The 26,459-nt window shown below is 63.4% G+C and carries 28 protein-coding genes; 11 read left to right on the top strand and 17 right to left on the bottom strand.

The features are described from left to right. Window positions 1-16: 16 nt before the first annotated feature. The 7 genes from ONG87_RS06595 to ONG87_RS06565 form a co-directional block, all read right to left on the bottom strand. Window positions 17-751, bottom strand: a complete 735-nt coding sequence (locus tag ONG87_RS06595; RefSeq protein ID WP_122479163.1) for an amino acid ABC transporter ATP-binding protein — start codon at window positions 749-751, stop codon at window positions 17-19. Continuing rightward, the gene (locus ONG87_RS06590; protein ID WP_192103848.1) at window positions 748-1,425 is read right to left on the bottom strand and encodes an amino acid ABC transporter permease; all 678 of its coding nucleotides are present in this window, start codon (window positions 1,423-1,425) and stop codon (window positions 748-750) included. The genes ONG87_RS06595 and ONG87_RS06590 overlap by 4 nt, the downstream gene beginning before the upstream one ends. Before the next feature lie 51 nt (window positions 1,426-1,476). Continuing rightward, entirely contained in the window at window positions 1,477-2,253 is a 777-nt protein-coding gene (locus ONG87_RS06585) for a transporter substrate-binding domain-containing protein (protein ID WP_185793854.1), read from the bottom strand. A 352-nt stretch (window positions 2,254-2,605) separates the two neighbouring features. Then, on the bottom strand, window positions 2,606-3,355 hold the full coding sequence (gene scpB, locus ONG87_RS06580) for an SMC-Scp complex subunit ScpB (protein WP_192053919.1): 750 nt from the start codon (window positions 3,353-3,355) through the stop codon (window positions 2,606-2,608). Then, on the bottom strand, window positions 3,352-4,053 hold the full coding sequence (locus tag ONG87_RS06575) for a ScpA family protein (RefSeq protein WP_264382833.1): 702 nt from the start codon (window positions 4,051-4,053) through the stop codon (window positions 3,352-3,354). Before ONG87_RS06575 ends, scpB begins: the two co-directional genes overlap by 4 nt. 131 nt (window positions 4,054-4,184) lie before the next feature. Next, the gene (locus ONG87_RS06570) at window positions 4,185-4,814 is read right to left on the bottom strand and encodes an L-threonylcarbamoyladenylate synthase (RefSeq protein ID WP_122479167.1); all 630 of its coding nucleotides are present in this window, start codon (window positions 4,812-4,814) and stop codon (window positions 4,185-4,187) included. Window positions 4,815-4,827: 13 nt separating this feature from the next. Then, the gene (locus ONG87_RS06565; RefSeq protein ID WP_122479168.1) at window positions 4,828-5,688 is read right to left on the bottom strand and encodes a PHP domain-containing protein; all 861 of its coding nucleotides are present in this window, start codon (window positions 5,686-5,688) and stop codon (window positions 4,828-4,830) included. A gap of 65 nt (window positions 5,689-5,753) precedes the next feature. On the opposite strand from ONG87_RS06565, the gene ONG87_RS06560 reads away from it, so the two are divergent. The 5 genes from ONG87_RS06560 (at window position 5,754) to ONG87_RS06540 (ending at window position 9,338) form a co-directional block, all read left to right on the top strand. Next, the gene (locus tag ONG87_RS06560) at window positions 5,754-6,350 is read left to right on the top strand and encodes a septation protein A (RefSeq protein WP_122479169.1); all 597 of its coding nucleotides are present in this window, start codon (window positions 5,754-5,756) and stop codon (window positions 6,348-6,350) included. Window position 6,351: 1 nt separating this feature from the next. Next, window positions 6,352-6,660 carry a YciI family protein gene (locus ONG87_RS06555; RefSeq protein ID WP_122479170.1) on the top strand — a complete coding sequence of 103 codons (309 nt, stop codon included), beginning with the start codon at window positions 6,352-6,354 and terminating at the stop codon, window positions 6,658-6,660. Between the two features lie 8 nt (window positions 6,661-6,668). Then, window positions 6,669-7,346, top strand: coding sequence for a response regulator transcription factor (locus tag ONG87_RS06550; RefSeq protein WP_264382475.1), 678 nt, complete (start codon window positions 6,669-6,671; stop codon window positions 7,344-7,346). A 153-nt stretch (window positions 7,347-7,499) separates the two neighbouring features. Beyond that, the gene (locus tag ONG87_RS06545) at window positions 7,500-7,937 is read left to right on the top strand and encodes a Spy/CpxP family protein refolding chaperone (protein ID WP_264382474.1); all 438 of its coding nucleotides are present in this window, start codon (window positions 7,500-7,502) and stop codon (window positions 7,935-7,937) included. A gap of 66 nt (window positions 7,938-8,003) precedes the next feature. Next, entirely contained in the window at window positions 8,004-9,338 is a 1,335-nt protein-coding gene (locus ONG87_RS06540) for a cell wall metabolism sensor histidine kinase WalK (protein ID WP_264382473.1), read from the top strand. A 34-nt stretch (window positions 9,339-9,372) separates the two neighbouring features. On the opposite strand, the gene ONG87_RS06535 is transcribed toward ONG87_RS06540, so the two are convergent. Beyond that, window positions 9,373-9,936: an NAD(P)H nitroreductase gene (locus ONG87_RS06535; protein WP_122713169.1), complete on the bottom strand. Its 564-nt coding sequence runs from the start codon at window positions 9,934-9,936 to the stop codon at window positions 9,373-9,375. A gap of 124 nt (window positions 9,937-10,060) precedes the next feature. Between ONG87_RS06535 and ONG87_RS06530 the strand changes: the two genes are divergently transcribed. Beyond that, window positions 10,061-11,515: a TrkH family potassium uptake protein gene (locus ONG87_RS06530; protein ID WP_185793857.1), complete on the top strand. Its 1,455-nt coding sequence runs from the start codon at window positions 10,061-10,063 to the stop codon at window positions 11,513-11,515. Window positions 11,516-11,533: 18 nt separating this feature from the next. Here ONG87_RS06530 and ONG87_RS06525 read toward each other — a convergent pair whose 3' ends face one another. From ONG87_RS06525 to recQ, 5 genes are all read right to left on the bottom strand, one after another. After that, on the bottom strand, window positions 11,534-11,842 hold the full coding sequence (locus ONG87_RS06525) for a SelT/SelW/SelH family protein (RefSeq protein WP_264382472.1): 309 nt from the start codon (window positions 11,840-11,842) through the stop codon (window positions 11,534-11,536). After that, window positions 11,839-12,264 carry a FimV/HubP family polar landmark protein gene (locus ONG87_RS06520; RefSeq protein ID WP_264382471.1) on the bottom strand — a complete coding sequence of 142 codons (426 nt, stop codon included), beginning with the start codon at window positions 12,262-12,264 and terminating at the stop codon, window positions 11,839-11,841. The genes ONG87_RS06525 and ONG87_RS06520 overlap by 4 nt, the downstream gene beginning before the upstream one ends. Further along, window positions 12,207-13,937 carry a FimV family protein gene (locus tag ONG87_RS06515; RefSeq protein ID WP_264382470.1) on the bottom strand — a complete coding sequence of 577 codons (1,731 nt, stop codon included), beginning with the start codon at window positions 13,935-13,937 and terminating at the stop codon, window positions 12,207-12,209. The genes ONG87_RS06520 and ONG87_RS06515 overlap by 58 nt, the downstream gene beginning before the upstream one ends. Before the next feature lie 82 nt (window positions 13,938-14,019). Next, window positions 14,020-14,457 carry a MarR family transcriptional regulator gene (locus tag ONG87_RS06510; protein ID WP_185793860.1) on the bottom strand — a complete coding sequence of 146 codons (438 nt, stop codon included), beginning with the start codon at window positions 14,455-14,457 and terminating at the stop codon, window positions 14,020-14,022. A gap of 122 nt (window positions 14,458-14,579) precedes the next feature. Then, window positions 14,580-16,718 (bottom strand): DNA helicase RecQ, encoded by a 2,139-nt coding sequence (gene recQ / locus ONG87_RS06505; protein WP_264382469.1) that lies wholly within the window; start codon window positions 16,716-16,718, stop codon window positions 14,580-14,582. Between the two features lie 258 nt (window positions 16,719-16,976). Between recQ and ONG87_RS06500 the strand changes: the two genes are divergently transcribed. The 3 genes from ONG87_RS06500 to ONG87_RS06490 all read left to right on the top strand — a co-directional run bounded on the left by ONG87_RS06500 (window position 16,977) and on the right by ONG87_RS06490 (window position 19,766). After that, a complete protein-coding gene (locus tag ONG87_RS06500) occupies window positions 16,977-17,564 on the top strand; it encodes a YecA family protein (protein ID WP_264382468.1) in 588 nt (195 codons plus the stop codon). Window positions 17,565-17,574: 10 nt separating this feature from the next. Further along, window positions 17,575-18,015 carry a YbaN family protein gene (locus tag ONG87_RS06495; RefSeq protein WP_264382467.1) on the top strand — a complete coding sequence of 147 codons (441 nt, stop codon included), beginning with the start codon at window positions 17,575-17,577 and terminating at the stop codon, window positions 18,013-18,015. Between the two features lie 392 nt (window positions 18,016-18,407). Continuing rightward, window positions 18,408-19,766, top strand: coding sequence for a TolC family outer membrane protein (locus tag ONG87_RS06490; RefSeq protein WP_192057525.1), 1,359 nt, complete (start codon window positions 18,408-18,410; stop codon window positions 19,764-19,766). A gap of 73 nt (window positions 19,767-19,839) precedes the next feature. Here ONG87_RS06490 and ONG87_RS06485 read toward each other — a convergent pair whose 3' ends face one another. Then, window positions 19,840-20,802 carry a zinc-binding dehydrogenase gene (locus ONG87_RS06485; RefSeq protein WP_192057526.1) on the bottom strand — a complete coding sequence of 321 codons (963 nt, stop codon included), beginning with the start codon at window positions 20,800-20,802 and terminating at the stop codon, window positions 19,840-19,842. A gap of 139 nt (window positions 20,803-20,941) precedes the next feature. Here ONG87_RS06485 and ONG87_RS06480 point away from each other — a divergent pair, with 139 nt between their 5' ends. Both ONG87_RS06480 and ONG87_RS06475 read left to right on the top strand, forming a co-directional pair. Continuing rightward, on the top strand, window positions 20,942-23,023 hold the full coding sequence (locus tag ONG87_RS06480; RefSeq protein ID WP_192053901.1) for a carboxy terminal-processing peptidase: 2,082 nt from the start codon (window positions 20,942-20,944) through the stop codon (window positions 23,021-23,023). A 175-nt stretch (window positions 23,024-23,198) separates the two neighbouring features. Beyond that, window positions 23,199-24,962: a bifunctional diguanylate cyclase/phosphodiesterase gene (locus ONG87_RS06475; RefSeq protein WP_264382466.1), complete on the top strand. Its 1,764-nt coding sequence runs from the start codon at window positions 23,199-23,201 to the stop codon at window positions 24,960-24,962. A 4-nt stretch (window positions 24,963-24,966) separates the two neighbouring features. On the opposite strand, the gene ONG87_RS06470 is transcribed toward ONG87_RS06475, so the two are convergent. The 3 genes from ONG87_RS06470 to ONG87_RS06460 all read right to left on the bottom strand — a co-directional run bounded on the left by ONG87_RS06470 (window position 24,967) and on the right by ONG87_RS06460 (window position 26,261). After that, window positions 24,967-25,338 (bottom strand): hypothetical protein, encoded by a 372-nt coding sequence (locus ONG87_RS06470; RefSeq protein WP_192053898.1) that lies wholly within the window; start codon window positions 25,336-25,338, stop codon window positions 24,967-24,969. Then, window positions 25,335-25,697, bottom strand: a complete 363-nt coding sequence (locus ONG87_RS06465) for a helix-turn-helix domain-containing protein (protein ID WP_185793867.1) — start codon at window positions 25,695-25,697, stop codon at window positions 25,335-25,337. Before ONG87_RS06465 ends, ONG87_RS06470 begins: the two co-directional genes overlap by 4 nt. Before the next feature lie 117 nt (window positions 25,698-25,814). After that, the gene (locus tag ONG87_RS06460; RefSeq protein ID WP_122479188.1) at window positions 25,815-26,261 is read right to left on the bottom strand and encodes a YkvA family protein; all 447 of its coding nucleotides are present in this window, start codon (window positions 26,259-26,261) and stop codon (window positions 25,815-25,817) included. Window positions 26,262-26,459 lie beyond the last annotated feature (198 nt).

The raw sequence follows: 26,459 nt of genomic DNA, 5'->3' as shown, positions 1-26,459 counted from the left end.
TTAGGGGTAGAGCCTGTCAGTGGTGCAGGATGGCCTGCAGGAATGCCTGGGTACGGGGTTCCTGGGGCGCGGTGAAGAAGGCCTGGGGATGGTTCTGTTCGATGATGCGACCGGTTTCCATGAAGATCACCCGGTCGGCGACCTTGCGCGCGAAGCCCATCTCGTGGGTCACCACGATCATGGTCACCCCGGAACGGGCCAGGTTCTGCATCACGTCGAGTACTTCGCCGACCATTTCCGGGTCCAGCGCCGAGGTCGGCTCGTCGAACAGGATCACCCGTGGCTCCATGGCCATGGTCCGGGCGATCGCGACCCGTTGCTGCTGACCCCCGGACAGTTGGCTGGGGTACTTGTCGGCATGCGCGGACATGCCGACCTTTTCCAGCAACAGCCGCGCGCGCTCCTGGGCATCACGTCGGTTCATGCCGCGCACGCGCACCGGCGCCAGGGCCACGTTGGCGAGCACGGTGAGGTGGGGGTAGAGATTGAAGTTCTGAAACACCATGCCCACTTCGCAGCGGATGCCGGCAAGCTTGGGGCCGGTTTCCACGCGCTGCCCGGACACCCGGATGTCGCCACCCTGGTAGGGCTCGAGCAGGTTGATGCAGCGAATCAGGGTGGACTTGCCCGACCCCGAAGGCCCCAGGATCACCACCACTTCGCCCTGGGCGACGGTCAGGTTGATGTCGCTGAGGGCCTGGAATGGCCCGTAGAACTTGTCCAGTCGTTCGATTTCGATGACGTTGCTCATGCGCGCTTGCCTCCGCTGCCGTTGCGACGCTCTACCCAGCTGACCATCTGCACCAGTGGCAGCAGCAACAACAGGTACATGATCGCCGCCCCCACCAGCGGCGTTGGATTGGCCGACAGCGCCTGGGCCTGGGTGGCCTGCTTGAGCAGGTCGGGCATGGCGACCACTGACGCCAGTGCCGTGTCCTTCATGACGTTGATGCAGTTGCTGGTCATGGGCGGCAAGACGATGCGCATGGCCTGGGGCAGGATCACGTCGCGCATGGTGTTGAAGAAGCTCATGCCCTGGGAAGCCGCCGCCTCGAACTGACCCTTGGGGATAGCCTCGATGCCGGAACGGAAGATCTCCGCCGAATAGGCGCACGACACCAGGGACAGCGCGGCCGTGGCAGCAGCGAAGGACGACAGGCGGATGCCGACGAAGGGCAATGCATAGTAGATCAACACCAGCAGGACCAGCAGCGGTATGGACCGCAGCACATCGATGTACACCCGTGCCAGCCAGCGCACGGGGGTGTAGCCGTACAATCTGAGCATGGCCAGCAGCAGACCGCCGGCCAGGCCCAGCACGATACTCACCACGCCGAGCAATATGGTCACGCCAAGGCCGCGCAGCATCAAAGGCAGCGCGTCGACGAACACGTCCCAGTTGAAGAAAGTCTGTAGCAACTCCATGAACGGTTACCTTGGTCGTGGGCCGGTAGCGGGCGGGCCGAAGCGCGGTGCTTATTGCGGAACGTCGACGACTTTCACGGTGCTGGAGTCGTCTGCGGCGGCCGCACCGAACCACTTCTTGTGCAGGTCGGCGATCACCCCGTCTTTTTTCATCTCGCTGATGATCGTGTTCACTCGCGCGCCTTCGGCCCAGCCCTTGGCGTGCATCAGCGAGTATTTCTCGCCGGTGGGAATGCGCGCGACCACGGCATACTGTGGCTTGTCCTTGATGTAATAGAGCACGGCCGGAATGTCGCTGATGTAGCCATCCATGCGCCCGGACGCCAGGTCGAGCATGGCCGGCGACAGACCTTCGTAGCGCGAGATGTCCTTGAACTTGTACTCACCCTGATGCTTGGCGGCCCACATGTCCCCGGTCGAACCGGTGTCGACGCCGACCACTTTGCCGCTCATGTCATCCAGGCCCTTGATGCCGGACTTGGTCAGCACCGACAGCGACTGGTCGCTGTCGTAGTACGGCTGCGCGAACCCTACCGATTCCAGACGCTTGGGCGTGATGGTGATGGAAGAAATGGCGATGTCGGCGCGCTTGGACTGCACGGCGCTGAACAGGCCATTGAACGGGATGTTGACGAACTCCACGGTCTTGCCGGCGCGCTTGGCGACTTCCTTCACCACGTCGACTTCAAAGCCGACGATGTCGCCCTTGGCGTCCTGGAACTCCCAGGGCACATTGCCCACGTTGGCACCGACGGTCCAATCGGCAGCCAGTGCCGAGGCCGAAAACGCAGTGGCCACAGCCATGCTCAAAAGTAATTTCACGCTCATGTCCAGCTCCCGATTCACGTCAGTGCCAATGGCGGCCTGGGTGCTTGCGCAGGCCTGTCGAGAACGAGACTAGGGCTAAGGATCAAATACTTCAAGAACTAATTTTAATGAATTAAATGCTCCACAGGAGGGCAGTACGTGCCCGCATTGGTGCATCTGGCAAACGCAGGAAGCGTACGGTATGGCGGCTGCCGGACGCAGCACACAGGCCAAGGGCGCACCTTGGCAGAGCATGTTCACCCCCTCCCTCGTAGGAGCGGTCAGTGGCCGCGAAAGCCTCGATGCGGTCCACCTGACCCACCGCGCCGCCCTTTTCGCGGGCAGAGCCCGCTCCCGCAGGTCTGCCTTGCAATCAGCGGTCGTCGTCGGTCGGCGCGGGGTTCTGGAGCAGGTCGTCGAAGTCGATCTTGAGGCCCTGTTCCATGGAATCAAGCTCCACCAGCAACGATCGAAAGCTGGTCTCGTCCTTGGCCGGGGCTTCGCCCTCGGCGCTGGCATCGGCCAGCGCCTGCAGATGAGCAGGCACTGGCGCATCGTCGTCGTGGTCTTCGAGGATGGTTTCGGGTTCCATCTCGCGCAGCACTGCCAATGGGGGCAGCTCATCGAGGCTCTTGAGGTTGAAATGGTCGAGAAACGCCTTGGTGGTGGCGAACATCGCCGGCCGGCCCGGCACGTCGCGATAGCCCACCACGCGGATCCACTCGCGTTCCACCAGCGTCTTGACGATATTGCTGTTGACCGCCACGCCACGCACGTCTTCGATCTCGCCACGGGTGATGGGCTGGCGATAGGCGATCAACGCCATGGTTTCCAGCAACGCGCGGGAGTAGCGCTGCGGGCGTTCTTCCCACAATCGACCCACCCAGGGCGCGTATCTTTCGCGGATCTGCAAGCGGTAGCCCGAGGCGACCTCCACCAACTCGAACGCGCGCTTTTCGCAGGACTTGCCCAGCACCTCCAGGGCCTTCTTGAACACCGCCGGCTCCGGCCGCTCGGCTTCCTCGAACAGCTCATGGAGGCGTTCCAGAGACTGCGGCTTTCCGGAGGCCAGCAGAAAGGCTTCGAGCAGTGGCGCCAGATCGCGCGGGTCAGTCAGATTCATTGTTCGGCTCGGGCGCGCACATGGATAGCGGCAAAGGCGTCATTCTGCACCAGTTCGATCAACTGCTCCTTGACCAGTTCGAGAATGGCCATGAAGGTGACCACCACGCCCAGCTTGCCCTCCTCGGCACCGAACAGCTTGACGAAAGGCACGAAGCCACCGCCGCGCAGGCGTTCGAGCACCTGGCTCATGCGTTCGCGGGTCGACAGGGCCTCGCGGCTGACCTGATGGCTTTCGAACATGTCGCTGCGCCGTAACACGTCGGCCATCGACATCAGCAGCTCTTCCAGGCTGACCTCGGGCAGCAGCTTGCGTACCTTGGCCTGAGGTGCATCGAGCCTGGGCACGTAGAGGTCACGGCCTACCCGCTTGAGGGTATCGATACCTTCGGCGGCGGCCTTGAAGCGCTCGTATTCCTGCAGGCGGCGAATCAGCTCGGCCTGCGGGTCGTGCTCGTCATCCTCGACCACGGCGCTGCGCGGCAACAGCATGCGCGATTTGATCTCCGCAAGCATGGCGGCCATCACCAGATATTCGGCGGCCAACTCCAGGCGTACGGTTTTCATCAGCTCGACGTAGCCCATGTACTGACGGGTGATCTCCGCCACGGGGATGTCGAGGATGTCGATGTTCTGCTTGCGGATCAGGTACAGCAGCAGGTCGAGCGGGCCTTCGAACGCTTCGAGGAACACCTCCAGCGCATCCGGCGGGATGTACAGGTCCTGCGGCATCTGGGTGAACGCCTGGCCGTAGACCAGCGCCAGTTGCAGCTGCTCGGGCGAGCCCTGGGCGAGATTCGCCGGCGGATTGTCGACCGCGCTCAGATCACTCACGCCATGGCCGCGAACGGTGCCGGATCGCCACAGCCCACGCGCACCACTTGCGGATCGCCATCGGCGAGGTTGATGACGGTGGACGCCTCGGTGCCGCCGAAACCGCCGTCGATGATCAGGTCGACCTGCTTTTCCAGCAACTGGCGCATTTCGTAAGGGTCGCTGAGCGGCTCCTTGGCGCCGGGCATGATCAGGCTCACGCTCATCAACGGCTCACCCAGCTCTTCCAGCAAGGCCAGGGCGATCGGATGGCTGGGCACGCGCAAACCGATGGTCCGGCGCTTGGGATGCAGCAGCAGGCGCGGCACTTCACGGGTGGCGCTCAGAATGAAGGTGTAGGGCCCCGGCGTGTGCGCCTTGAGCAGACGAAACGCCGCGGTGTCGACCTTGGCGAACAGCCCCAGTTGCGAGAGGTCGCAGCAGATGATCGCGAAATTGTGCTTGTCGTCCAGCTGACGCAGGCGACGCACCCGTTCCACGGCGTTCTTGTCGCCGATCTGGCAACCGATGGCGTAGGAAGAATCGGTGGGGTAGATCACGATGCCACCGCCGCGAATGATCTCGACCGCTTGCTTGATCAGCCGCGGCTGCGGGTTCTGCGGATGGATCTGAAAGAATTGACTCACGTTGGCATCCTGTTCAGGCGGAGGTTGACGGGTCGTGCTTGAACCGCGCGGACAACGGCGGCAGGTCGACGGGCAATGGCCGATAGACACCGATTTCACCCCACGTGCCCGGGCCGTGGAAGTCGCTGCCGCCACTGACCATCAAGCCGAATTCGCGGGCCAGGATGGACAGCGTGCCGACCTGTTCGGCGGCCTGCATGCCGTTGACCACCTCGATCGCATGGCCACCGGCCTGGATGTAGTCGCCGATCAGCTTGCGCCGCTTGCTGCGCGTGAAATCGTAGTGCAGTGGATGAGCCAGGCTGATCCAGGCCTTCGCCTCGCGCAATGTGCGCACGGTGTCCTCGAGGGTGGGCCAGTGTTGCTTGACGTCACCCAGCTTGCCCGCCCCCAGCCACTTGCGGAACGCTTCCTGGCGATCCTTGACGTGGCCCTGCTGCACGAGGAAATCGGCGAAGTGCGGGCGCGCCGGCGCATTGCCGCTGTCGCCCAGACCCTTCTGGATGGCCCGAGCACCGTCCAGCGCACCCGGCATGCCCTTGAGCGCCAGGCGTCGGTCGATTTCCTCGGCACGCAGCCAGCGACCGTGGTGCAGGCTGTCGAGCGCGGCCACCAGCGGCGGTGCATCCAGAGCGAAATTGTAACCGAGCACGTGGATGGTCGCACCGCCCCAGGTGCACGACATTTCGACACCACTGACCCACTGCATGTTCAGTGCTGTGGCCGCCGCACGGGCCTCTGGCAGGCCTTCCAGGGTGTCGTGGTCGGTCAGGGCCAGGGTCTGCACGCCATGATCGAACGCTCGCTGCACCAGAACGGCAGGCGCGAGGGCGCCATCGGAGGCGGTGCTGTGGCAGTGCAGGTCAACATTCATAGTGGCGCTTTCGCAGTCATTGATGTTTGTTATTATGCCGTCACATCCTGCTTCTGGCTGCCATTGTGAAACAATTGATCGATTTCATCCCGCTGCTCCTGTTCCTCATCGTCTACAAGACCGACCCGCACATGGTCGACCTGGCGGGGTACAGCTTCGAACTGGGCGGCATCTTCAGTGCTACCAAGGTGCTCATCGCCAGTTCGGTGATCGTCTATGGCCTGCTGTTCCTCAAGCAGCGCAAGCTGGAAAAGGGCCAGTGGCTGACCTTGATCGCCTGCCTGGTGTTCGGCAGCCTGACCCTGGCCTTCCACAGCGAAACCTTCCTCAAGTGGAAGGCGCCTGTGGTCAACTGGCTGTTCGCCCTGGCGTTCGCCGGCAGCCATTTCATCGGCAAGCAACTGCTGATCAAGCGCATGATGGGCCATGCGCTGACCCTGCCGGACCCGATCTGGGCGAAACTCAACGTTGCGTGGGTGGTCTTCTTCCTGTTCTGCGGCGCCGCCAACCTGTTCGTGGCTTTCACTTTCGAGCAGTTCTGGGTCGACTTCAAAGTGTTCGGCAGCCTGGCCATGACCTTGCTGTTCCTGGTGGGCCAAGGTATCTACCTGTCCCGTCACCTGCATGATTCCGATCGTACAACACCTAAAACCGAGGATTGACATGCTCTACGCCATCATTGCCACCGACACGCCCAACTCCCTGGAAAAGCGCCTGGCCGCACGGCCCGAGCACCTGGAACGGCTGAAACAGCTGGAAGCCGCCGGGCAACTGGTACTGGCCGGGCCACACCCGGCCATCGACAGCAACGACCCAGGCGAAAGCGGCTTCAGCGGCAGCCTCATCGTGGCCCGCTTCGAGTCCCTGGACGAAGCCCAGGCCTGGGCCGGCGCCGACCCGTTCGTTGCCGCCGGGGTGTACAAGGACGTGCTGGTCAAACCCTTCAAGCAGACTTTGCCTGCGCCCGAATGAAGGTCTAGATGAGCGATCTGCTACTGATCGACGATGACGTCGAGCTGTGTGAACTGCTGAACAGCTGGTTGAGCCAGGAAGGTTTCCAGGTCCGCGCCTGCCACGATGGCAGCAGCGCACGCAAGGCCTTGGCCGAGCTGGCACCGGCGGCCGTGGTGCTCGACGTGATGCTGCCCGACGGCAGCGGCCTGGAACTGCTCAAGCAGCTGCGCAGCGAACACGCCGAGTTGCCAGTGCTGATGCTCTCGGCGCGGGGCGAACCGCTGGATCGCATCCTGGGCCTGGAGCTGGGCGCCGACGACTACCTGGCCAAACCCTGTGATCCGCGCGAACTGACCGCCCGCCTGCGCGCGGTACTGCGCCGCAGCCACCCGGTTGCCGTGGCGGGGCAGATGGAGCTGGGCGACCTGTGCTTCAGTCCGGCGCGCGGCGTGGTCAGCATCGATCAACACAACATCAACCTGACGGTGTCCGAAAGCCGCCTGCTCGAGGCACTCATGCGCCAGCCGGGCGAGCCCCTGGAGAAACAGGAGCTGGCGCAGATCGCACTGGGCCGCAAGCTTACCCTCTACGATCGCAGCCTCGACATGCACGTCAGCAATCTGCGCAAGAAGATCGGCCCGCATGCCGACGGACGCCCGCGGATCATGGCCCTGCGCAGCCGTGGCTATTTCTATGCGCAATAGCTGCCGCCGCGTGCGGCGCGAACGGCCTGGTTTGTAAATGCCACCCGCGTCATGTCTTTACACAAGCCTTACGCGGCATTGACCGCGCCTGACCTTGATCTCCATAGACTGGGCACATCCGGTAAACACCGGGAACCAGACAGGAGATTCACCATGCGCAAGACCACACTCGCAATGCTGTTCGCCGCTACCCTGCCAACCCTGGCCTTGGCCATGCCGCAGGGCGGCCCTGACGGTTTCGGCCCAGGCCCAGGCAAGGGCGGCCCAGGCCCCCGTGGCGGCGAGCCATTCGCCCAGCTCGACCTGACCCACGAGCAACGCACCCAGGTGGGCAAACTGATGGGCGAAGAACGCCATCAGCAGCGCGACATCACCAAGAAGTACCTGGACAAGCTGCCGGCGGCCGATCGCAAGGCCATGGAAGATGAAATCAAGGCCAACCACGACAAGGCCCAGGCCGACGTACGTGCAGTGCTCAAGCCCGAACAGCAGAAGCAGTTCGACGAAATGAAAAAGAAGCAGGACGAGCGCCGCGCCGAATGGGCCGAATTCCAGGCCTGGAAAGCCCAGCAAGGCAAGAAAACCCAGTAATATCGGCGCAAGCCCCCAGCCCGGTCCGCGCATGCGTACCGGGCTTCTTTCATTGAGGAATTTGCCTTGCGTTCACTGTTCTGGCGCATCCTGGCCAGCTTCTGGCTGGCCATCGCCCTGGTAGCCGGCCTCTCGGTGCTGCTGGGCCACATGTTGAACCAGGACACCTGGATCCTCAGTCGGCACCCGGCGGTGAAGCATTTCGCCCAGGATTGGGTGGAGCGTTACGAAAGCAAAGGCGCCGAGGCGGCCCAGGAACTGCTCGAGCAGCGCAAGCGCCGCTATCGCATAGACACTCAAGTGCTCAACGAAGCCGGCGAGGCCGTGGTACCGGGGACCTTCCCGCGTCGCGCCGAAGCCTTCGAGGCGCGCCACAACGAAGCCGATCGCGACCTGCCGTGGCGCCGACTGACGGCGGACTACACCAGCCCCACCACGGGCGACACCTACTTGCTGATCTACCGCATCCCGCACCCCGAACTCGACTCGTGGCACCGCGACTCCCTGCTCATGCCGATCAGCGCACTGGTGATCGCATTGGTCGTACTGACGCTGTTCAGCCTGATGGTGACGTTGTCCATCACGCGCCCATTGAGCAGGCTGCGCGGTGCCGTGCACGAATTGGGGCAGACCACCTATCAGCAGAACAGCCTGGCGCAGCTGGCCAGTCGTCGCGACGAATTCGGCGTGCTGGCCCGCGACTTCAACCGCATGGGTGCGCGCCTGCAGAGCCTGATCGGCAGCCAGCGACAGCTGTTGCGCGACGTGTCCCACGAGTTGCGTTCGCCCCTGGCGCGGCTGCGCATCGCCCTGGCCTTGGCGGAACGGGCCGAGCCCGCCCAGCGCGACCTGTTGTGGCCGCGCCTGACCCGTGAATGCGATCGGCTTGAAGCCTTGATCAGCGAGATCCTGGTGCTGGCGCGGGTCGACGCGGAACAGGCCACGGCCGAGGATGTGGACCTGCCATCACTCCTGCAGGCCGTACGCAAGGATGCCTTGATCGCGGTCCCGGAGCAGGCCATCGAACTGGACATTGCCGCGCACCTTGCGCTGCAGGGCTGGCCGACCATGATCGAACGGGCCGTGGACAACCTGTTGCGCAACGCCCTGCGCTTCAACCCCGGGCCCGCGCCGGTCGTGCTGTCGGCGCAACAGGTGGAAGGGCGCGTGCGCATCAGCGTTCGCGATCACGGTCCGGGCGTGGCGGAGGAACACCTGGCGCGCCTGAGCGAGCCGTTCTTTCGCGCGCCAGGGCAGAGCGCCGCTGGTCATGGCCTGGGCCTGGCCATCGCGCGCCGCGCCGCCGAGCGACATGGCGGCAGCCTGCACCTGGAAAACCACCCCCAAGGCGGCTTGATCGCGACCCTGGACCTGCCGCCGGTGCCGGTGGTAGTGGCCTAGACCGCCGCGCTCATTGGTTTCGGGCCTTAACGCTTCAGGCCTCGACGCCCCAGGCTTGCACGAAGTCGGCGGTAGCCAGCGCCGGCGCTTCGCGCAACTCTCGCGCCGGCGTGCCCAAGTACAGGAAGCCGATGATCTGTTCGCCTTCGATCAGGCCCAGCTTGCCGGCCACATAAGGCGCATAGGACAGCTCGCCGGTGCGCCATACCCCACCCAGCCCTTGAGCATTCGCGGCAAGCAGAATGCCATGGGCGGCGCAGCCAGCCGCCAGCAGTTGTTCGCTCTGCGGCACCTTGCGATGCTCCTGCAAGCGGGCGATCACTACCACCACCAGGGGCGCGCGCAACGGCATGTTGCGGGCTTTTTCCAACGCCGCTTCGCCAGCCTCGGGGTTGAGCGCAGTGGCCTCGGCCAGGACTTCGCCGAGCTGCTGCAAGCCTTCCCCTTCGACGGTGAGAAAACGCCATGGCCGCAGCTGGCCGTGGTCGGGCGCGCGCAGCGCGGCCTGGAACAGCACTTCACGCTGCGCGGCCGTCGGCGCGGGCGCCATGAGCCGGGGAGCTGAAACACGATTGAGCAAAACCTCGAGCGCCTCCATGGGCAACCTCCTGTCGAACGATAAGCCGCTATTCTAGACCCAAGCGGCCTTCGCCTGCCGGGTTTACATGCTGTGGCCCGCAGGTAGAATGGCGGCCCTTTCCTTCATGGCCAGAGCTGACCCCATGGCGTTGCCGACCCTGCGCATCATCGGTTTCATTATCGGCATCTTCCTGATCACCCTGGCCGTGAGCATGGTCGTGCCCATGGGCACGCTGGTGGTGTTCGAACGCACCGAGGACATCCAGTCGTTCCTCTGGGCCAGCCTGATCACCTTCGTCGCCGGCCTGCTGCTGGTGCTGCCCGGCCGCCCCGACAACGTCAACCTGCGGCCGCGCGACATGTACCTGCTCACGGTCAGCAGCTGGGTGGTGGTGTGCGTGTTCGCCGCCCTGCCCTTCCTGCTGACTCAGCACATCAGCTACACCGACGCCTTTTTCGAAAGCATGTCGGGCATTACCGCCACGGGTTCCACGGTGCTCAGTCATCTGGACGAGATGTCACCGGGCATCCTCATGTGGCGCTCGATGCTGCACTGGCTGGGCGGCATCGGCTTCATCGGCATGGCCGTGGCCATTCTGCCGCTGTTACGCATTGGTGGCATGCGGCTGTTCCAGACCGAATCCAGCGATCGCTCCGAAAAAGTCATGCCGCGCTCGCATATGGTCGCCAAGTACATCGTGCTGGTGTATGTCGGCTTCACCGCCCTGGGCACCCTGGGGTTCTGGTTGGCAGGGATGAGCCCGTTCGACGCGGTCAACCACGCGATGTCGGCCATTTCCACTGGCGGCTTCTCGACGTCCGACCTGTCTCTGGGCAAATGGCAGCAGCCGGCCGTGCACTGGGTGGCCATCGTGGTGATGATTCTGGGCAGCCTGCCGTTCGCGCTCTACGTCTCGACCCTGCGCGGCAACCGCCAGGCGCTGCTGCGCGACCAGCAGGTGCAGGGCATGCTGATTCTGTTGATCGCCACCTGGCTGGTGCTGGGTACCTGGTACTGGGCCACCACCGAGCTGCCGTGGTGGACGGCCTTTCGTCACGTGGCCCTGAACGTCACCTCGGTGGTGACTACCACGGGCTTCGCCCTGGGCGACTACAGCCTGTGGGGCAATTTCTCGCTGATGCTGTTTTTCTATCTGGGCTTCATCGGTGGCTGCTCGGGCTCGACCGCGGGCGGGATCAAGATATTCCGCTTCCAGGTGGCCTATATCCTGCTCAAGTCCAACCTCAACCAGCTGATCCATCCGCGCGCGGTGATCAAACAGAAATACAACGGCCATCGCCTCGATGAGGAAATCGTCCGGTCGATCCTGACGTTCTCGTTCTTCTTCGGCTTCACCGTCGGCATCATTGCCCTGGCATTGTCACTGCTGGGGCTGGACTGGATGACCGCCCTGACCGGTGCCGCCAGCACGGTTTCCGGTGTAGGGCCGGGGCTGGGCGAGGTGATAGGGCCGGCCGGCAATTTCGCCACGCTGCCCGATGCGGCGAAGTGGATCCTGGCCCTGGGCATGCTGCTGGGCCGACTGGAAATCATCACCGTGCTGATCCTGTGCATGCCGGCGTTCTGGCGACACTGAGCATGAGCCGGCAGAGGCTTACTCGGCTGCCGGACTTCTGGATTCGTTATGGCCCAGGTCGCGCTCGGGATCGATCAGGTCACGAATGCGCTGCTTGAGCACCTTGGCCTCGGGGAAACCACCGTCGGCCTTGCGCTCCCAAACCTGCACGCCGTCGCAGGTGATGAGAAAGCGACCGCCACTGGCGGGCGCCAACGCCACCTGCCCCAGGTCCTCGCCAAAAGTGCTGAGCAGCTCCTGGGCCAGCCACGCGGCGCGCAGCAGCCATTGGCACTGTGTGCAATAGGTGATCACCACCTGAGGCTTGGATGCGATGGCTTGGCTCATGCTTCGTCCATCCGATTCAGCAACTGCCGGGCCGCCTGCTTGCACGAGTCATCGCCTTCGCGCAGCAGTTCGTGCAAGAGCACGCTGGCTTCGCTGGTATCGCCGTCGTCGAGCAACTGCTGGGCCTGATCGAGTTTCTCCGCCGAAGCGTGCTGCAGTTCCAGGTCGTCGAAATCGACGGTCAGAGCATCCAGCTCGGGCAGGTCGCTATCGGCAATGAAGCTGTCGAGGAAATCGTTGTCGATGTCGTCCTGAGTCTTCCCGGCCGGGGCCTCGTCCTGCTGGAGGAACGGCTCGTCCTCGACATCGGCGAAGTCGCTGAGGAACTGCTCGTCGGGCATCTCGAAGACTTCCGGCAGTTCGTTCAGATTGCTGGTGAACGCCGGGTCCATCTCGACTTCGGGCGGTGTCTCGACGACCACCGGCTTGCCTTTGGGCGACGGCGCATCATCGAATGGGCTGACCAACGCCCAATCGGCGTCCATGGACAGGTCGTCGAGGTTGAGCTGGAATTCGTCTTCCTGCTCGCGCCGCGGGTTGACCGAGCTGATGGCTCAGGCGCTGCCAGGTCGAGATCGGGCAGCTCGAATTCCGGCTCGGGGTCCGGCTCGGGCTCAGGCTTCGGAGCGGGCTGCACCGACGCCGCGGCTGCTGCAGTGGACGCCAGCGTCACTGCAGTCGCTGCCACTGCCGGTGACAGACCCGCGGTAGCGGTTGGCGTTGACGCTGCTGGCGCGGGTTCGAGATTGGCGAAGCGGCTGCGCATCTCGGCCAGCGTCGCGGCGCTGAAGCCTGCCGCCAGCAACAGGCTTTCCTGCTCGGCGAAGCCCTTCGCATTGCCTTGCTGGCCCAGCACTTCGAGCATGCGCACACGCAGGTCGGTACGTTCCGGCTGCTTGGCCAGCCCGTCACGCAGAATGCCCAGGGCTTCGTTGAAGCGGCCGTAGGCAATATAAATGCTCGCACCGTCGAGGGCGTCAGTGGCCGTCGGCGTTTCACGGCGTACCACCGGCGCAGGCTCGGCACGCATCGGCGCCGTGGCGGCCACCTGCGCAGTGGCCGGCACGCTGGCGGTCGGCATCGCGCGGACCGGCTGGGTGACGACCGGTTCGAACGCGTCCTGCAGCGCGGCCGACTTGCGCTGCCGTTGGCGGCGCAACAGCAGCAACAGGGCAATGATCAGCAGCAGTGCCGCAACCAGGGCCAGGATGTTCAACCAGCCGCTGCCGTCTTCCGCTGGTGCCGGTGCTGGCGTGGCAACCGTTGCGGGTGGGGCAGATGCGGGCGATGGCGCAGGCGTTGCCGCAGGCGCAGCGGGTGCCGTTGCGGGAGCGACGGGCGACTCGGCCTCGGCCGCCGGCGTCTCGGCCATGCGTGCCTGCAGTTGGGCGACCTGCTTGTCCTTGTCGGCTACCTGCGCCTCCAGGCTCTGCAAGCGCGCCTGCACTTCGTCGAAGCTCTTCTGCAGTTGCTGGTTTTCCAGGGCGGCGGCGGCCAGTTGCGCAGCGTCCTGCGCGGCGGCCCTGGCAGGCCCCTGTTTCGCAGGCTCGCTGGCGGTCGGCGCAGCGGCAGTCGCGGCCTTGGGCTTGGTCGGCGCTGCTGCGGGCGGCTGGGCACTTGCCTGCACTGGCTGGATGCGCTGCGGCGCGCGGTCGGCGAGGCCCGGCCCCATCCCCGGCGGGTCGAGCAATACCGTGAAGGCACGCAGCAGCTGCCCATTCGGCCGGCCGACCTGAATCACGAAACTCATGAAGGGCTCGGTGACCACTTTGCTGGAGCTGACATGAATGACCTTGCGCCCGCCGCTGAAATCGGGCGAGAACTTGAGGTCGTTGAGGAAGAAACTGCGCTCCACCCCCGCCCTGGCGAACTCTTCGGCCGTCGCCAGGCTGGCACGGATGTCGTCCTGCTCCAGCCCTGCGGTGTCGAGCAAGGCGATATCGGCGCGAAACGGCTGGTTGAGCGATGAGCGCAGGGTCAGCTCGCCAAGGCCCAGCGCGGAGGCGGCCGTGGAATAGCACAGCGCCATGGCCCACACCGATGCCAGCAGACGACGTGAAGCAAACCTGGTACGCGACGGTATACGCACTTGCATGGGAATCCCTTGAAGACCGACATCCAATAACTTTATAGCCCGTACGGCCCACTTGCTCCAAGCGGGTGACGGCCCGTTGACTTCAGGATTTCTTTTCCAGATTCGCCAGGATGCGGCTGTGTACCCGCATGGCGGTGCTCAGTTCTTCTTCGTCGACCCCCATGAACAGCTCGGCACGCAAGGCGTTGGCGATGGTTTCGATCTGCTCGATGAGCGGCCGGGCGGGCGCGCACAGCGTGATCTTCTTGGCTCGACGGTCTTCGACCACGGCCTGGCGCTCGACCAGGCCCTGGGCTTCGAGACTGTCCAGCAAGCGTGCCAGGGTCGGCCCCTCGACGCCCACGCTCTGCGCCAGCTCGCGCTGGGTCGGCGCTTCGCCGAACCGCGCCAGGTGCAGCAGGACCAGCCAGCGCGCCTGCGACAATCCCAGGCCCGCCAGCCGACGGTCCAGTTCGGCCCGCCAGCCACGGGACATGTGCGCCAGCTGCATTCCGAAGCGATGTTGATCAGTTAACGGCATAGATCTCTCTTGAAAAAACAGCCTTGCACAAGCAGCACATGCGTGAAGGTCGGAGCTGATGATTAGTCAGCTAATCATGACCTTAGCCCACAGGCAAGACTCATGCCGAGTGGCAGCCTCGTTCACACCTCGAATTCGGACTGCAACGCCGCACGTATGCAATACAGGACGCCTTCGGGCACACGGCCGGTGAACTGCCCCGCAATCTCGGCGACGCCTGGCAATTCCCCTTCGCCGTCGAGAAAGGCGTCCTGGATTTCACTGAGCAGTTCCTCGGGAAGATCCAGCGCCTGCTCCAGCGACAGCTGCTGCTGGCCGATGGCTTCGGCCAGCAGGCTGTAGACATTCTTCTCACTGCACTGTAACTGGCCAGCGATCTGCAACGGCGTCATGCCTGCGCGGGCAAGGCTGATGAGCTCGTGGCGGATATCGGCCACCTCGCGTGGCGCCTCTGCCCCGCCCGAGCCCGCCAGTACCTGCAGGAACGCTTCACCGTAGCGCTCGAGCTTGCGAGCGCCTACGCCACTGACCCGACCCATATCGGCCATGCTGGTCGGCTGGCTGCGGAGCATTTCGAGCAGGGTCGAGTCCGGGAAGATGACGTAGGGCGGTACCGCATGTTCCTGCGCCAGGTTGCGCCGCAGAGTGCGCAGTGCTTCCCACTGTTCACGCTCCTCGTCGCGCACCAACTGGCTGGCGGGGCTTGCCGAGCCGCTGCCGCGGGCAGAGGTCTGCGGCTTGATTTCCTTGCGCAGCGCAAGCGTCACCTCGCCGCGCAGCAGCGGTCGGCAGCTGTCGCTCAAACGCAGGCCGCCGTAGCCCTCCAGGTCGATATCGGCCAGACCGCGCGCGACCACCTGGCGATACAGCGACCGCCACTCGCCTTCCGAGCGGCCCTTGCCGACACCGAACACTGCCAGTTTGTCGTGGCCGAAACTGCGCACCTTTTCGGTGTCCTTGCCCAGCAGCACGTCCACCAGATGGCCGACGCCGTAGCGTTGCCCGGTGCGGTAGATGGCCGACAGCGCCTGGCGCGCTGGCTCGGTGGCATCCCAGGTCTGCACGCCGTCGACGCAGTTGTCGCAGTGACCGCAGGGGTTGGGCATCTCTTCGTCGAAATAGGCCAGCAGCGATTGACGGCGGCAGCGGGTTTCTTCGCACAGCGCCAGCATGGCGTCGAGCTTGTGCTGTTCAAGGCGCTTGTGGCGCTCGTCACCTTCGGAATTCTGCAGCATCTGCTTGAGCATCAGCACATCCTGCAGCCCGTAGGCCATCCAGGCGTCTGCCGGCAGACCATCGCGGCCGGCGCGGCCGGTTTCCTGGTAGTAGGCTTCCAGCGACTTGGGCAGGTCCAGGTGCGCGACGAAACGCACGTTGGGCTTGTCGATGCCCATGCCGAAGGCGATGGTGGCCACCATGATCAGGCCTTCCTCGTTTAGGAAGCGCTTCTGGTTGGCGGCCCGCGTCGCAGCAGGCAGACCGGCGTGGTACGGCAACGCCGGAAAGTTGTTTTCGCACAAGAACGCGGCGACTTCGTCGACTTTCTTGCGCGACAGGCAGTAAACGATGCCGGCATCGCTGCGCCGCTCGGTGAGGAACGCCAGCAGCTGTTTGCGCGGGCTTTCCTTGGGCACGATGCGGTAGAAGATGTTGGGCCGGTCGAAGCTGGACAGGAACCGCTCGGCGTCCTGCAGGTGCAGACGGGTGACGATTTCCTCGCGCGTGCGCTTGTCGGCAGTGGCGGTCAGGGCGATTCGCGGCACCTGGGGAAACTGTTCGGCCAACTGGCCCAGCTGCAGGTATTCGGGACGGAAGTCATGCCCCCATTGGGAAACGCAGTGGGCCTCGTCGATGGCGAACAGGCCTATGTCCAGGCCGCGGAGGAAATCCAGCATGCGCGGCTGCACCAGGCGCTCCGGCGCCAGGTACAGCATCTTGATTTCGCCCCGGCGGATGCGCGCGGCCAACTCGCGCTGCTCATCGGAGCTGAGCGTGGAGTTCAGCGCCGCCGCCGCCACGCCCAGTTCCTCGAGGGTGGCGACCTGGTCGTCCATCAAGGCGATCAGCGGCGAAACCACCACTGCCAGGCCGTCGCGCAGCAAGGCCGGGACTTGAAAACACAGCGATTTGCCACCGCCGGTGGGCATCAATACCAAGGCATCGCCACCGCGGGCCACACGCTCGATAATGGCACCCTGGCGACCGCGGAAGCTGTCATAGCCGAAGATGTCCTTAAGAACGCGTTGAGCCTGTTCGAGCATGGGTCACTCCAGAAATCGTAAAACCACCCGGGCCGCACAGGCTGGATGAAAAGCGCTTTTGCCGCATCCGCCTTTGCGTAAGCGGGGGTTACCGCCCCGTGAACTCGGGGCCTGAGCGAAAGACCGCGGCAGTATACCCCAGTGCCAGCACCGCGGCGCAGCACCCGCCCATCCTGCCATTTCACCCCTTGGGTGGCGCACAGGGCCTAACAAGGCCTAGAATTCAGTATCCGCATAGTCTTCCAAGGTAACCTGTTAATGTCCTTCGCCGAGCAACTGACCCGCCTGCAAGCCTTCCTCGACGCCGATGAGCTGCATGACGAGGCGCTGGACTACGTCGCCGCCCATGGCTACCTGACCGCCCTCTCCATCTGCTCCGAAGAGGTGCCCGAGCGCGAGTGGATCGACGCCTTGTTCGCCGAGCCGCCGCACTACAGCGACGATGCCCAGCGCGAAGAGATCGAAGGCAGCCTCATCCAGCTCAAGGCGCATATCGCGCGCCAACTGGCCAGCGACGAGGAATTCGAGCTGCCCTGCGAGCTCGACCTGGGCGACGAGCCGGATGATTCCGACCTGCGCGGCTGGTGCATCGGCTTCATGGAAGGGGTATTCCTGCGCGAGGCCGCCTGGTTCGAAACCGCCGAAGACGAAGTCAGCGAGATGCTCCTGCCGATCATGGTCGGTTCCGGCCTGTTCGACGAGCAGCCGGAGTTTTCCGACATTGCCGCCGATGCCAATCTCATGGACGACATGATCGTGCAGATCCCCGAAGCGCTCACTGCCCTCTACCTGCTGTGCAACGCTCCGGACGAGAAACCGGCCATCCTCAAGCCCCGTCATCACTAAGTCTCGCGCCATGCGGCCGGCTCGGCCTGCCTGGCTGCGTTACCTGCTGCTGGGCATCGGCTGCATCAGCGTTGCACTCGGTGTCATTGGGATTTTCCTGCCGGTGATGCCCACTACCCCCTTTCTGCTCCTCGCTGCAGCGTGCTTCGCGCGAAGCTCGCCGCGCTTCCATGCGTGGCTGCTCGGCCATCCGCAACTCGGCCCTTTGCTCAAGGCCTACTTGGGCGGCGAAGGCATTCCGCGCAAAGCCAAGGTGCTGGCCATTGGTTCCACGTGGGTCAGCATCGCAGTGTCCTGCTGGCTGGTGCCTTGGCCGTGGCTGCGTGTGCTGCTCGTGGGCATCGCACTGGCAGTGACTGTCTATATTGCTCGTCTGAAGACAAGTGCCTTAAAGGGTCAGCGTCAGTTGGGCAATGATGTCGACGAACGGTCGACACTCGACAAAACCTGAATGAAATCAAATGACTAATCTCATCTCCCGGAATGGATCAACGGTGATACACCCCGTATTCACTGTGACAATTTTCCGTCACTAACCGACTGCAATTTTCCGTCTTCTCTCGCCTATGCCCCGCGACCCCCGAAAACGCTGGCGTTGCGCCTTCTTTATCGCCGAACCCCGCTCACACCGCGCGCCTCAGGAGCAGTGAAATCTATTTGCCATCATCGAAACGAATGATGGCATAAGTGTTTTTTGCTCTATATCATGTGAAAATTCCGTTGAACGCGCTGCTTTCGGCGCCTCGGTTGCGCTTGTTACAAACCCGAAACGGACTTTTAAACGAGTTATTCGCCAACATTCTGGCGTCTGCACGACTTCACACATCACGGAGAAGCACCCGAATGCGCGTTTTCACCCCCATCTGCAGCGCGATTTTGTTGGCCATGGCGTGCTCGCACGCGCAAGCCATGTCGCTCACCGAGGCGATCCAGAGCACCGTGGATAACCACCCTGAGTTGGCATCCAACATCAACAGTCGCCTTGCCGCGGATGAGGACACGAAGATTGCCCAGGGTGCCTACCGCCCCAGCGTCGATTTCGTTGCAGGCTACGGTCGCGAGCGTTCGGACAACCTGAACACCCGCGCACGCGGCAATCACAACAAGGAAACGCTGAACTACACCCAGTCCGAGTTGCGCCTGCGCCAGATGCTGTTCGACGGCTCCAGCGCCTCCAGCGAAGTCAGCCGGACCCGCTCGACCGCCACGTCGCGTGCCTACTATGTGCAGGCTACCGCCCAGGACCTCGCCCTGCGCGCCGTTCAGGTGTACCTTGACGTACTGCGCAACCGTGAACTGGTAACCCTGGCCAAGAACAACCTGCAGGCGCACCTGCGCGTCAACGACCAGATCGGCCTGCGCAGCGAGCGCGGCGTGGGCAGCACCGCCGACGTCGACCAGTCGCGTGCTCGTCGCGCCCTGGCCGAGAACAACTACAACACCGCTCAGGTCAACCTGGCCGATGCCGAAGCGGCCTTCTTCAGCGCCGTGGGCCGCATGCCCGACGAACTGGAACCCCTGCCTTCGATGCGTGGCGAACTGCCGGCCGACCTGAACGCCGCCCGCCAGTCGATGATGGAAAACAATCCGTACCTCAAATCGGCCCAAGCCGACGTACAGGCTGCCGAAAGCCAGTACGCAGGCGCCAAGTCCGCGTTCTACCCACGGATCGACGCTGAACTGGCCACCGGTGCCAACAACAACCTCTCGGGCGAGCGCGGTCACAACAACACCGACTGGCGTGCCGGCGTGAGCATGAGCTACAACCTGTACCGTGGCGGCAGCGACAAGGCTCGTCTGCAGGGCGATGCACATCGCATCAACCAGGCCATGGACATCCGCAACAATGCCCTGCGTCAGTTGAACGAGAACATGGCGCTGTCGTGGAACGCGATGAAAAACGCCAGCACGCAGATTCCGTACGCCCGTGAATACGCCGAAACCACCACCCGCGTGCGAGCGGCCTACCAGGACCAGTTCGGCCTGGGCCAGCGTACCCTGCTCGACGTACTCGACAGCGAGAACGAGCTGTACACCGCCAACACCCGCTACGCCGAAGTGCGCTACACCGAGGAATACTCGATGTACCGCGTGCTCTCGAGCATGGGTGAGCTGCTGGCCAAGACCCGCGTCGTGCTGCCAGCCGAAGCCGTTGCCCTGAGCGAAGTGAAGAGCGAAGCGCGCCTGCCAGACATGCGCTGATTGCCGCTACGCCGAACCCCGTGACCGCTCGTTCGCAGCCGGTCACGGGGTTCGCATGACGAAAGCCCTGGGCTCAGCTCAGGGTTTCGTCGATCACCAGCACCACCTTCCCGGAAATCTGATTGCTCGCCAGCGCTTCGAACGCCGCTTCGGCGTCGGCAATCGGAAACGTCTTGGCCAACTGCGACTTCAAACGCCCTTCGGTGAACAATGGCCATACCTGCTGGCCCAGGTCACTGAGCAGGTCGGCCTTGAACTGATCGTCACGACTGCGCAAGGTGGAACCCTGCAGGCGCACCCGTTTGGCCAGCACCTTGGCCAGGTCGAACTGCGCCTCGCGACCGCCCATCAGGCCGATCATCACCCAGCGCCCGTCCAGTGCCACTACGTCCAGGTTCAGCTCGCTGTAGTTGGCGCCGACCGGGTCGAGGATCACATTGAAGGGCCCCAGGTCCTTCAGCGCTTCAAGCCCGTCGCCGCGTACCACACCGCCCTGGGCGCCCAGCGCTTCGCAATAGGCCAGGCGCTCGGCGGAACCAACGCTGACCCAGGTTGGGTTGCCGAACGCCTTGCACAGCTGGATCGCCGCCGAGCCAATGCCACTGGCACCGGCATGCAGCAGGACCTTCTCGCCCGGCTGCAGGTCGGCCAGCTGGAACAGGTTCAGCCACACCGTCGCGTAGACTTCGACGATGCCCGCCGCTTCGTGCAGGCTCAGTCCCTCGGGTACAGGCAGCACATGGCGACCATCGACCACCACTTCTTCGGCCATGCCACCCCCGGCCAGCAAGGTGCAGACCCGGTCGCCGACCTGCCAGGACGACCCCACGCCGACCTCGCTGATCACGCCTGCGCATTCCAGGCCGAGGATATCGCTCGCGCCTGGCGGCGGCGGGTACAAGCCTGCGCGCTGCATCAGGTCGGCCCGATTGAGGCCGGCCGCGGCTACCCGAATCTTCACTTGACCTACGTCACACGTCGGGCTCGGTTGTTCGAGCCACTCCACATGTCCTTCCACGCCTTGCAATGCCTTCACGGTGCCTCCATAGTTGAGTCATGACTGAGCCCGACGCTTTGGCGTCGGGCTTTTCGCATTATGCGTCCGGCTTCAACGGAACCGGCGAATTCAAAGACGGCCTAATATGCGTGATCAATTGCCCCCACGTCGAATCAGCATGAAGCATTTCATTCCCGGCAGTGCCCTGGCGCTGTGTATCGGCCTCGGCACCCTGTCGATGTCCGCCAATACCTTCGCTGCCAACAGCTGGGACAAACTTCAGCCGGATCGCGACGAAGTGGTGGCCAGCCTCAATGTCGTCGAGCTGCTCAAGCGTCATCATTACAGCAAGCCGCCGCTCAACGATGCGCGCTCGGTCATCATCTACGACAGCTACATCAAGCTGCTCGATCCCTCGCGCAGTTATTTCACTGCGGCCGACATCGCCGAATTCGACAAGTGGAAGACCCAGTTCGACGACTTCCTGAAGAACGGCAACCTGGATCCCGGTTTCGTCATCTACAAGCGCTATCTGGACCGGGTCAAGGCACGCCTGGACTTCGCCCTGGCCGAACTGAACAAGGGCGTCGACAAGTTCGACTTCACCACCAAGGAAACCCTGCTGGTAGACCGCAAGGATGCCCCTTGGCTGAAAAACGAGGCCGAACTCGACGACCTGTGGCGCAAGCGCGTGAAAGATGAAGTGCTGCGCCAGAAGATCGCCGGGAAGGACGCAGCGCAGATCCAGGACACCTTGTCCAAGCGCTACAAGAACCAGCTCGCGCGCCTGGACCAGACCCGCGCCGAGGACATCTTCCAAGCCTACATCAATACCTTCGCCCAGTCCTACGATCCGCACACCAATTACCTGTCTCCGGACAACGCGGAAAACTTCGACATCAACATGAGCCTGTCGCTCGAAGGTATCGGTGCGGTCCTGCAAAGCGACAACGACCAGGTCAAGATCGTCCGCCTGGTACCCGCGGGCCCGGCCGACAAGACCAAGCAGGTCGCCCCTGCCGACAAGATCATCGGTGTCGCCCAGGGCGACAAGGAAATGGTCGACGTGGTCGGCTGGCGCCTGGATGAGGTGGTCAAGCTGATTCGCGGCCCGAAAGGCTCCACCGTGCGCCTGGAAGTCATTCCGCACACCAATGCGCCCAACGACCAGACCAGCAAGATCGTTTCGATCACCCGCGAAGCGGTCAAGCTCGAAGAGCAGGCGGCGAAAAAGTCGATCCTCAACCTCAAGGAAAACGGCCGCGACTACAAGCTGGGCGTGATCGAGATCCCTGCGTTCTACCTGGACTTCAAGGCATTCCGCGCCGGTGACCCGGACTACAAGTCGACCACCCGCGATGTGCGCAAGCTGCTTACCGAATTGCAGAAAGAGAAAGTCGACGGTGTGGTCATCGACCTGCGCAACAACGGCGGCGGCTCCCTGCAGGAAGCTACCGAGCTGACCAGCCTGTTCATCGAGAAAGGTCCGACCGTGCTGGTGCGCAACGCCGATGGCCGCGTCGACGTACTTGAAGATGAAAACCCCGGTGCGTTCTACAAGGGCCCGCTGGCGCTGCTGGTGAATCGCCTGTCGGCTTCGGCCTCGGAGATTTTCGCCGGCGCCATGCAGGACTACCACCGCGCGTTGATCGTCGGCGGCCAGACCTTCGGCAAGGGCACAGTGCAGACCATCCAGCCGCTCAACCATGGCGAGCTCAAGCTGACCCTGGCCAAGTTCTACCGTGTTTCCGGGCAGAGTACCCAGCACCAGGGTGTACTGCCGGACATCGCCTATCCGTCGATCATCGACACCAAGGAAATCGGTGAAAGCGCCCTGCCCGAAGCCATGCCCTGGGACACCATCCGCCCGGCCATCAAGCCGGCCAGCGATCCGTTCAAGCCCTACCTGGCCAAGCTGACCGCCGACCACGACGCCCGCACCGTCAAGGACCCGGAATTCATTTACATTCGCGATCGCCTGGCCCTGGCCGAGCAGTTGATGAAAGAGAAGACCGTCAGCCTGAACGAAGCCGATCGTCGCGCGCAGCACAGCGATATCGAAGCCAAGCAACTGGCTTTGGAGAACACCCGACGCAAGGCCAAAGGCGAAGAACCGCTGAAAGAGCTGAAGAAGGAAGACGAGGATGCCTTGGGTGCCGATCCGGACAAGACCAAGCCGGAAGATGACGCCTACCTCGCGGAAACCGGGCGCATTCTGCTCGACTACCTAAAGCTCAACACGTCGGTGGCCAAGCATTGACCAGAGCATGGCCCTGCATTGACGGATAGGTGACAGGACGGTCATCAAACCGACATGAAGCTGTCGTGAAATAGGGACCCGCTGCGCCTGCAGCGGGTCTTTTTTTGCGTCTGGCCCGCGGCTTTCGACCCGTTCGCGCGACCGGCCAGCACGACATTCAGCAAGGTAGGAACCGATGACCGTCATAGAACAGCTCAGCGCCCTGGACACCATTCTTGCCCAAAGCGGTGTGCACTGCTTGTTCCAGCCGATCGTGTCACTGTCGCAACGGCAGATACTGGGCTTCGAGGCATTGAGCCGGGGGCCTTCGAACAGCCCGTTGCATTCGCCCATCAATCTGTTCGCGGTGGCACGCCAGGCCGGTCGGCTCAACGAGCTGGAAGTGATGTGTCGGGAAACCGCCTGCCGCCGTTTCAGCGAACAGCGCCTGGACGGCAAGCTGTTTCTCAACGTCTCGCCCGAGTCGCTGCTCGAACCGCTGCACGAGGACGGCCGCACGTTGCAGCTGTTGCAGCGCTACGGCATCAGCCCGAGCCAGGTGGTCATCGAACTCACCGAGCAGACTCCTACCGACGATTTCCAACTGCTGTTCAACGCCCTGCATCACTACCGCGCCATGGGCTTTTCGATTGCCCTGGACGATCTGGGCGCAGGCTATTCAAGCCTACGCCTGTGGTCCGAGCTGCGTCCGGACTATGTGAAGATCGACCGACACTTCATCGACGGCATTCACCAGGATGCGCTCAAGCGCGAATTCGTCGGTTCGATCCTGCAGATCGCCAAGGCTTCCCGGGCCCAGGTGATCGCCGAAGGCATCGAGCTGGTCGAGGAGTTGCTGGTATTGATCGAAATGGGTGTCGACCTGGTCCAGGGTTATCTGCTCTGCCGCCCTCAGGAACAGCCGCCACGGGACGCACGTGGGCTGGTCCCGCGGCTCGAGGACGGCAATCCGCCGCTTGGCGACAACGGCAGCGACCTCGCACCGTTGATCATCGAGCAGGCTGCGGTGCATCGCGATACGCCGACTCAGCAGGTCCTGGAAGCCTTCCGGCTGCAGGCCAACCTGAACACCCTCGCCGTCGTCGACGGCGAGCGGCGCCCCTGCGGCATCGTTCATCGGCACTCGCTGTCCGATGCATTGCTCAAGCCATTCGCCACCGAGCTGTTCGCGCGCAAGCCGATCAGCCGACTGATGAGCAATGATTTTCTGGCAGTGGACTGCAAGCAATCGCTGCAACAGGTCAGCCGTTTGCTCACCGGGCGTGCGCGGCAGCGGATCGAGGAAGACTTCATCGTCATCCAGGGTGGGTGCTACCTGGGGCTGGGCCGGGTCATCGACGTGCTCAGGCTGATCACCGAGCTGAAAATCCAGCAGGCCAGGCATGCCAACCCCTTGACCCTGTTGCCTGGCAACGTGCCGATCCAGCAGTGCCTGACCCGTGTGCTGGAACAGGGCCGCGAGGCGATCATCTGCTATGTGGACATCGACAACTTCAAGCCCTTCAACGACATCTATGGCTACGCACGTGGCGATGAGGTGCTGCTGTGCCTGGCCCAGTGCCTGAGCGAGCGCGTGGATCCGAGCCGGGACTTCGTCGGCCACATCGGTGGCGACGATTTCATCCTGGTCATCAGTCCGGCCGACTGGTGCCGGCGCCTGAGTCAGTTACAGGAAGATTTCCAGCACCAGTGCCGGCGTTTCTATCGCCCCGAGCATCTGCAAGCAGGCTGTTTTCTGGCCACGGATCGTCGCGGCGAGCAGCAACGATTTGCCCTGCTGTCGCTGTCCATCGGCGTGGTTCATCTGCGGGTCGAGGCCTGTAGCCTCATGGATGGCAGTCAACTGGCGGAAATGGCTTCGCAGGCCAAGCACTTGGCCAAAGAAGTCTTGGGGTCCAGTGTGCACGTGATCGACACGCAGCTCGCCGAGTCGGCCTGACGACTCAGGCCGTCGTAGTGGGCGGGTAGATGTATTCGAACACCCGCGCCACTTCCGAGGCGTGCCACGAGGCGGCGGCAACGCCATCCGACGGTCCACAGAAACGTCCGAGTTTTTCCGCACACTCGAAAAAACCGGTACGCGGCAAGCGGCTGGCGCCCTGGCTGATCACCAGGGAGCTGCGCAGTGGCTGATCGGCGCGGGCGTCGATCATGGCCAGGTATTCGAGTGCCGCCGTCAGTGTCTGCATAGCGGGCGTGGGCAATTCCAGGCGTTCGAGCAGCGCGCGGTAGGTGAGCAGGTGACGCTGGCGGCGAGCGTGGTCCAGCTCGCCGAGCAGGCCGTCCCATTGCTGCCGACTGATGCGCACGCTCACGAGCGGGTGCTCCAGCCCGGCACCCCCAACTCCCAGGCGAGGCTGCGGCGAATGGCGGCATCCGGCTCCCGCTCGCCGGTTTCGATCATCGACAGGTAGGAGGGACTGATGCCCACGGCGCGCGCCAGGCTTTCAAGCGGCAGGCCCTGCGCCTCGCGCAGTTCGCGCAGACGCTCGAAGCCTGGCGGGGGCGCGAGCGGCGCAGCGCCGACAGGGTCGGCAGCAGGCTGCGAGGCTGCGACGTCGGCAGAGGCGCCAACCGGGTTGACCGCAGCTGCAGCAATCAACCGCTGATACTCGTCCCATGGCACGACCGCATACTCCGGCTGGCCGTCGCGGCTGATCACTTGAACCCCCATTGCATCCTCCCGCCCGATGAGCGCGCACATCGGACGATGCGAGCGTAATGGCGGAATGTTAACAGGGGATTGCCGACTCCGGGGCGTTAACTGCGCGCCAAAGCCAGCGGGGCGGATTCAGCGGTGAGACTTTTCCAGTTCCAGATCCTTTTCCGAGGCTGGCAGGCGTTCGAGCACACGCAGTTTCTCCGGCGACTGACGCTGACGCCAGGCACGGAACGCATCGAGTTCCCCGGACAGGGTCTTCATCACCCAGGCCAAAACAGCAATGTCATCGAGCATGCCGACACCGATCAAAAAGTCGGGGATTGCATCGATGGGGCTGACGAAATAGACCAGTCCGGCAACGATGGACACCAGCGCCTTGGGGCTGATGCTGCGGTACTCGCCGCGCCAGTACGCCAGGCACAGGGCCTGCAGCAGTTGCACGTCCTCTTTCAAAGCGCCCAACCGGTAGCCCTTGCCCTTGCGTGCCACGGCGAAGATCAGGGCCGGCAGGCGGCCTCGACTCAGGACACGTTCGGCAATGGGCAGGAAACGAGTGAAATTCCAAGGTGCTTTCATGAGCCCTCCGGTGCCGAATGATGGTTTGAGGTTATCCACAGTATTTGTGGATAACCTTGTGAACAGAGCCGCTTTTCGCGCCTGACCTGCCCGGTTTTCAAGGGCTGAGGTCAAATCGGGCGTTTTTTACTCACACAAAAAACCCACGAAAATCCTTGACGCGGCGTTCTTATAACAGCTACTGCCGCTTCCTTTAAG

This window comes from Pseudomonas sp. MM227 (assembly GCF_947090715.1).
GTDB classification, from domain to species: domain Bacteria; phylum Pseudomonadota; class Gammaproteobacteria; order Pseudomonadales; family Pseudomonadaceae; genus Aquipseudomonas; species Aquipseudomonas baltica.
This window is presented reverse-complemented; position numbering and strand designations above follow the sequence as displayed.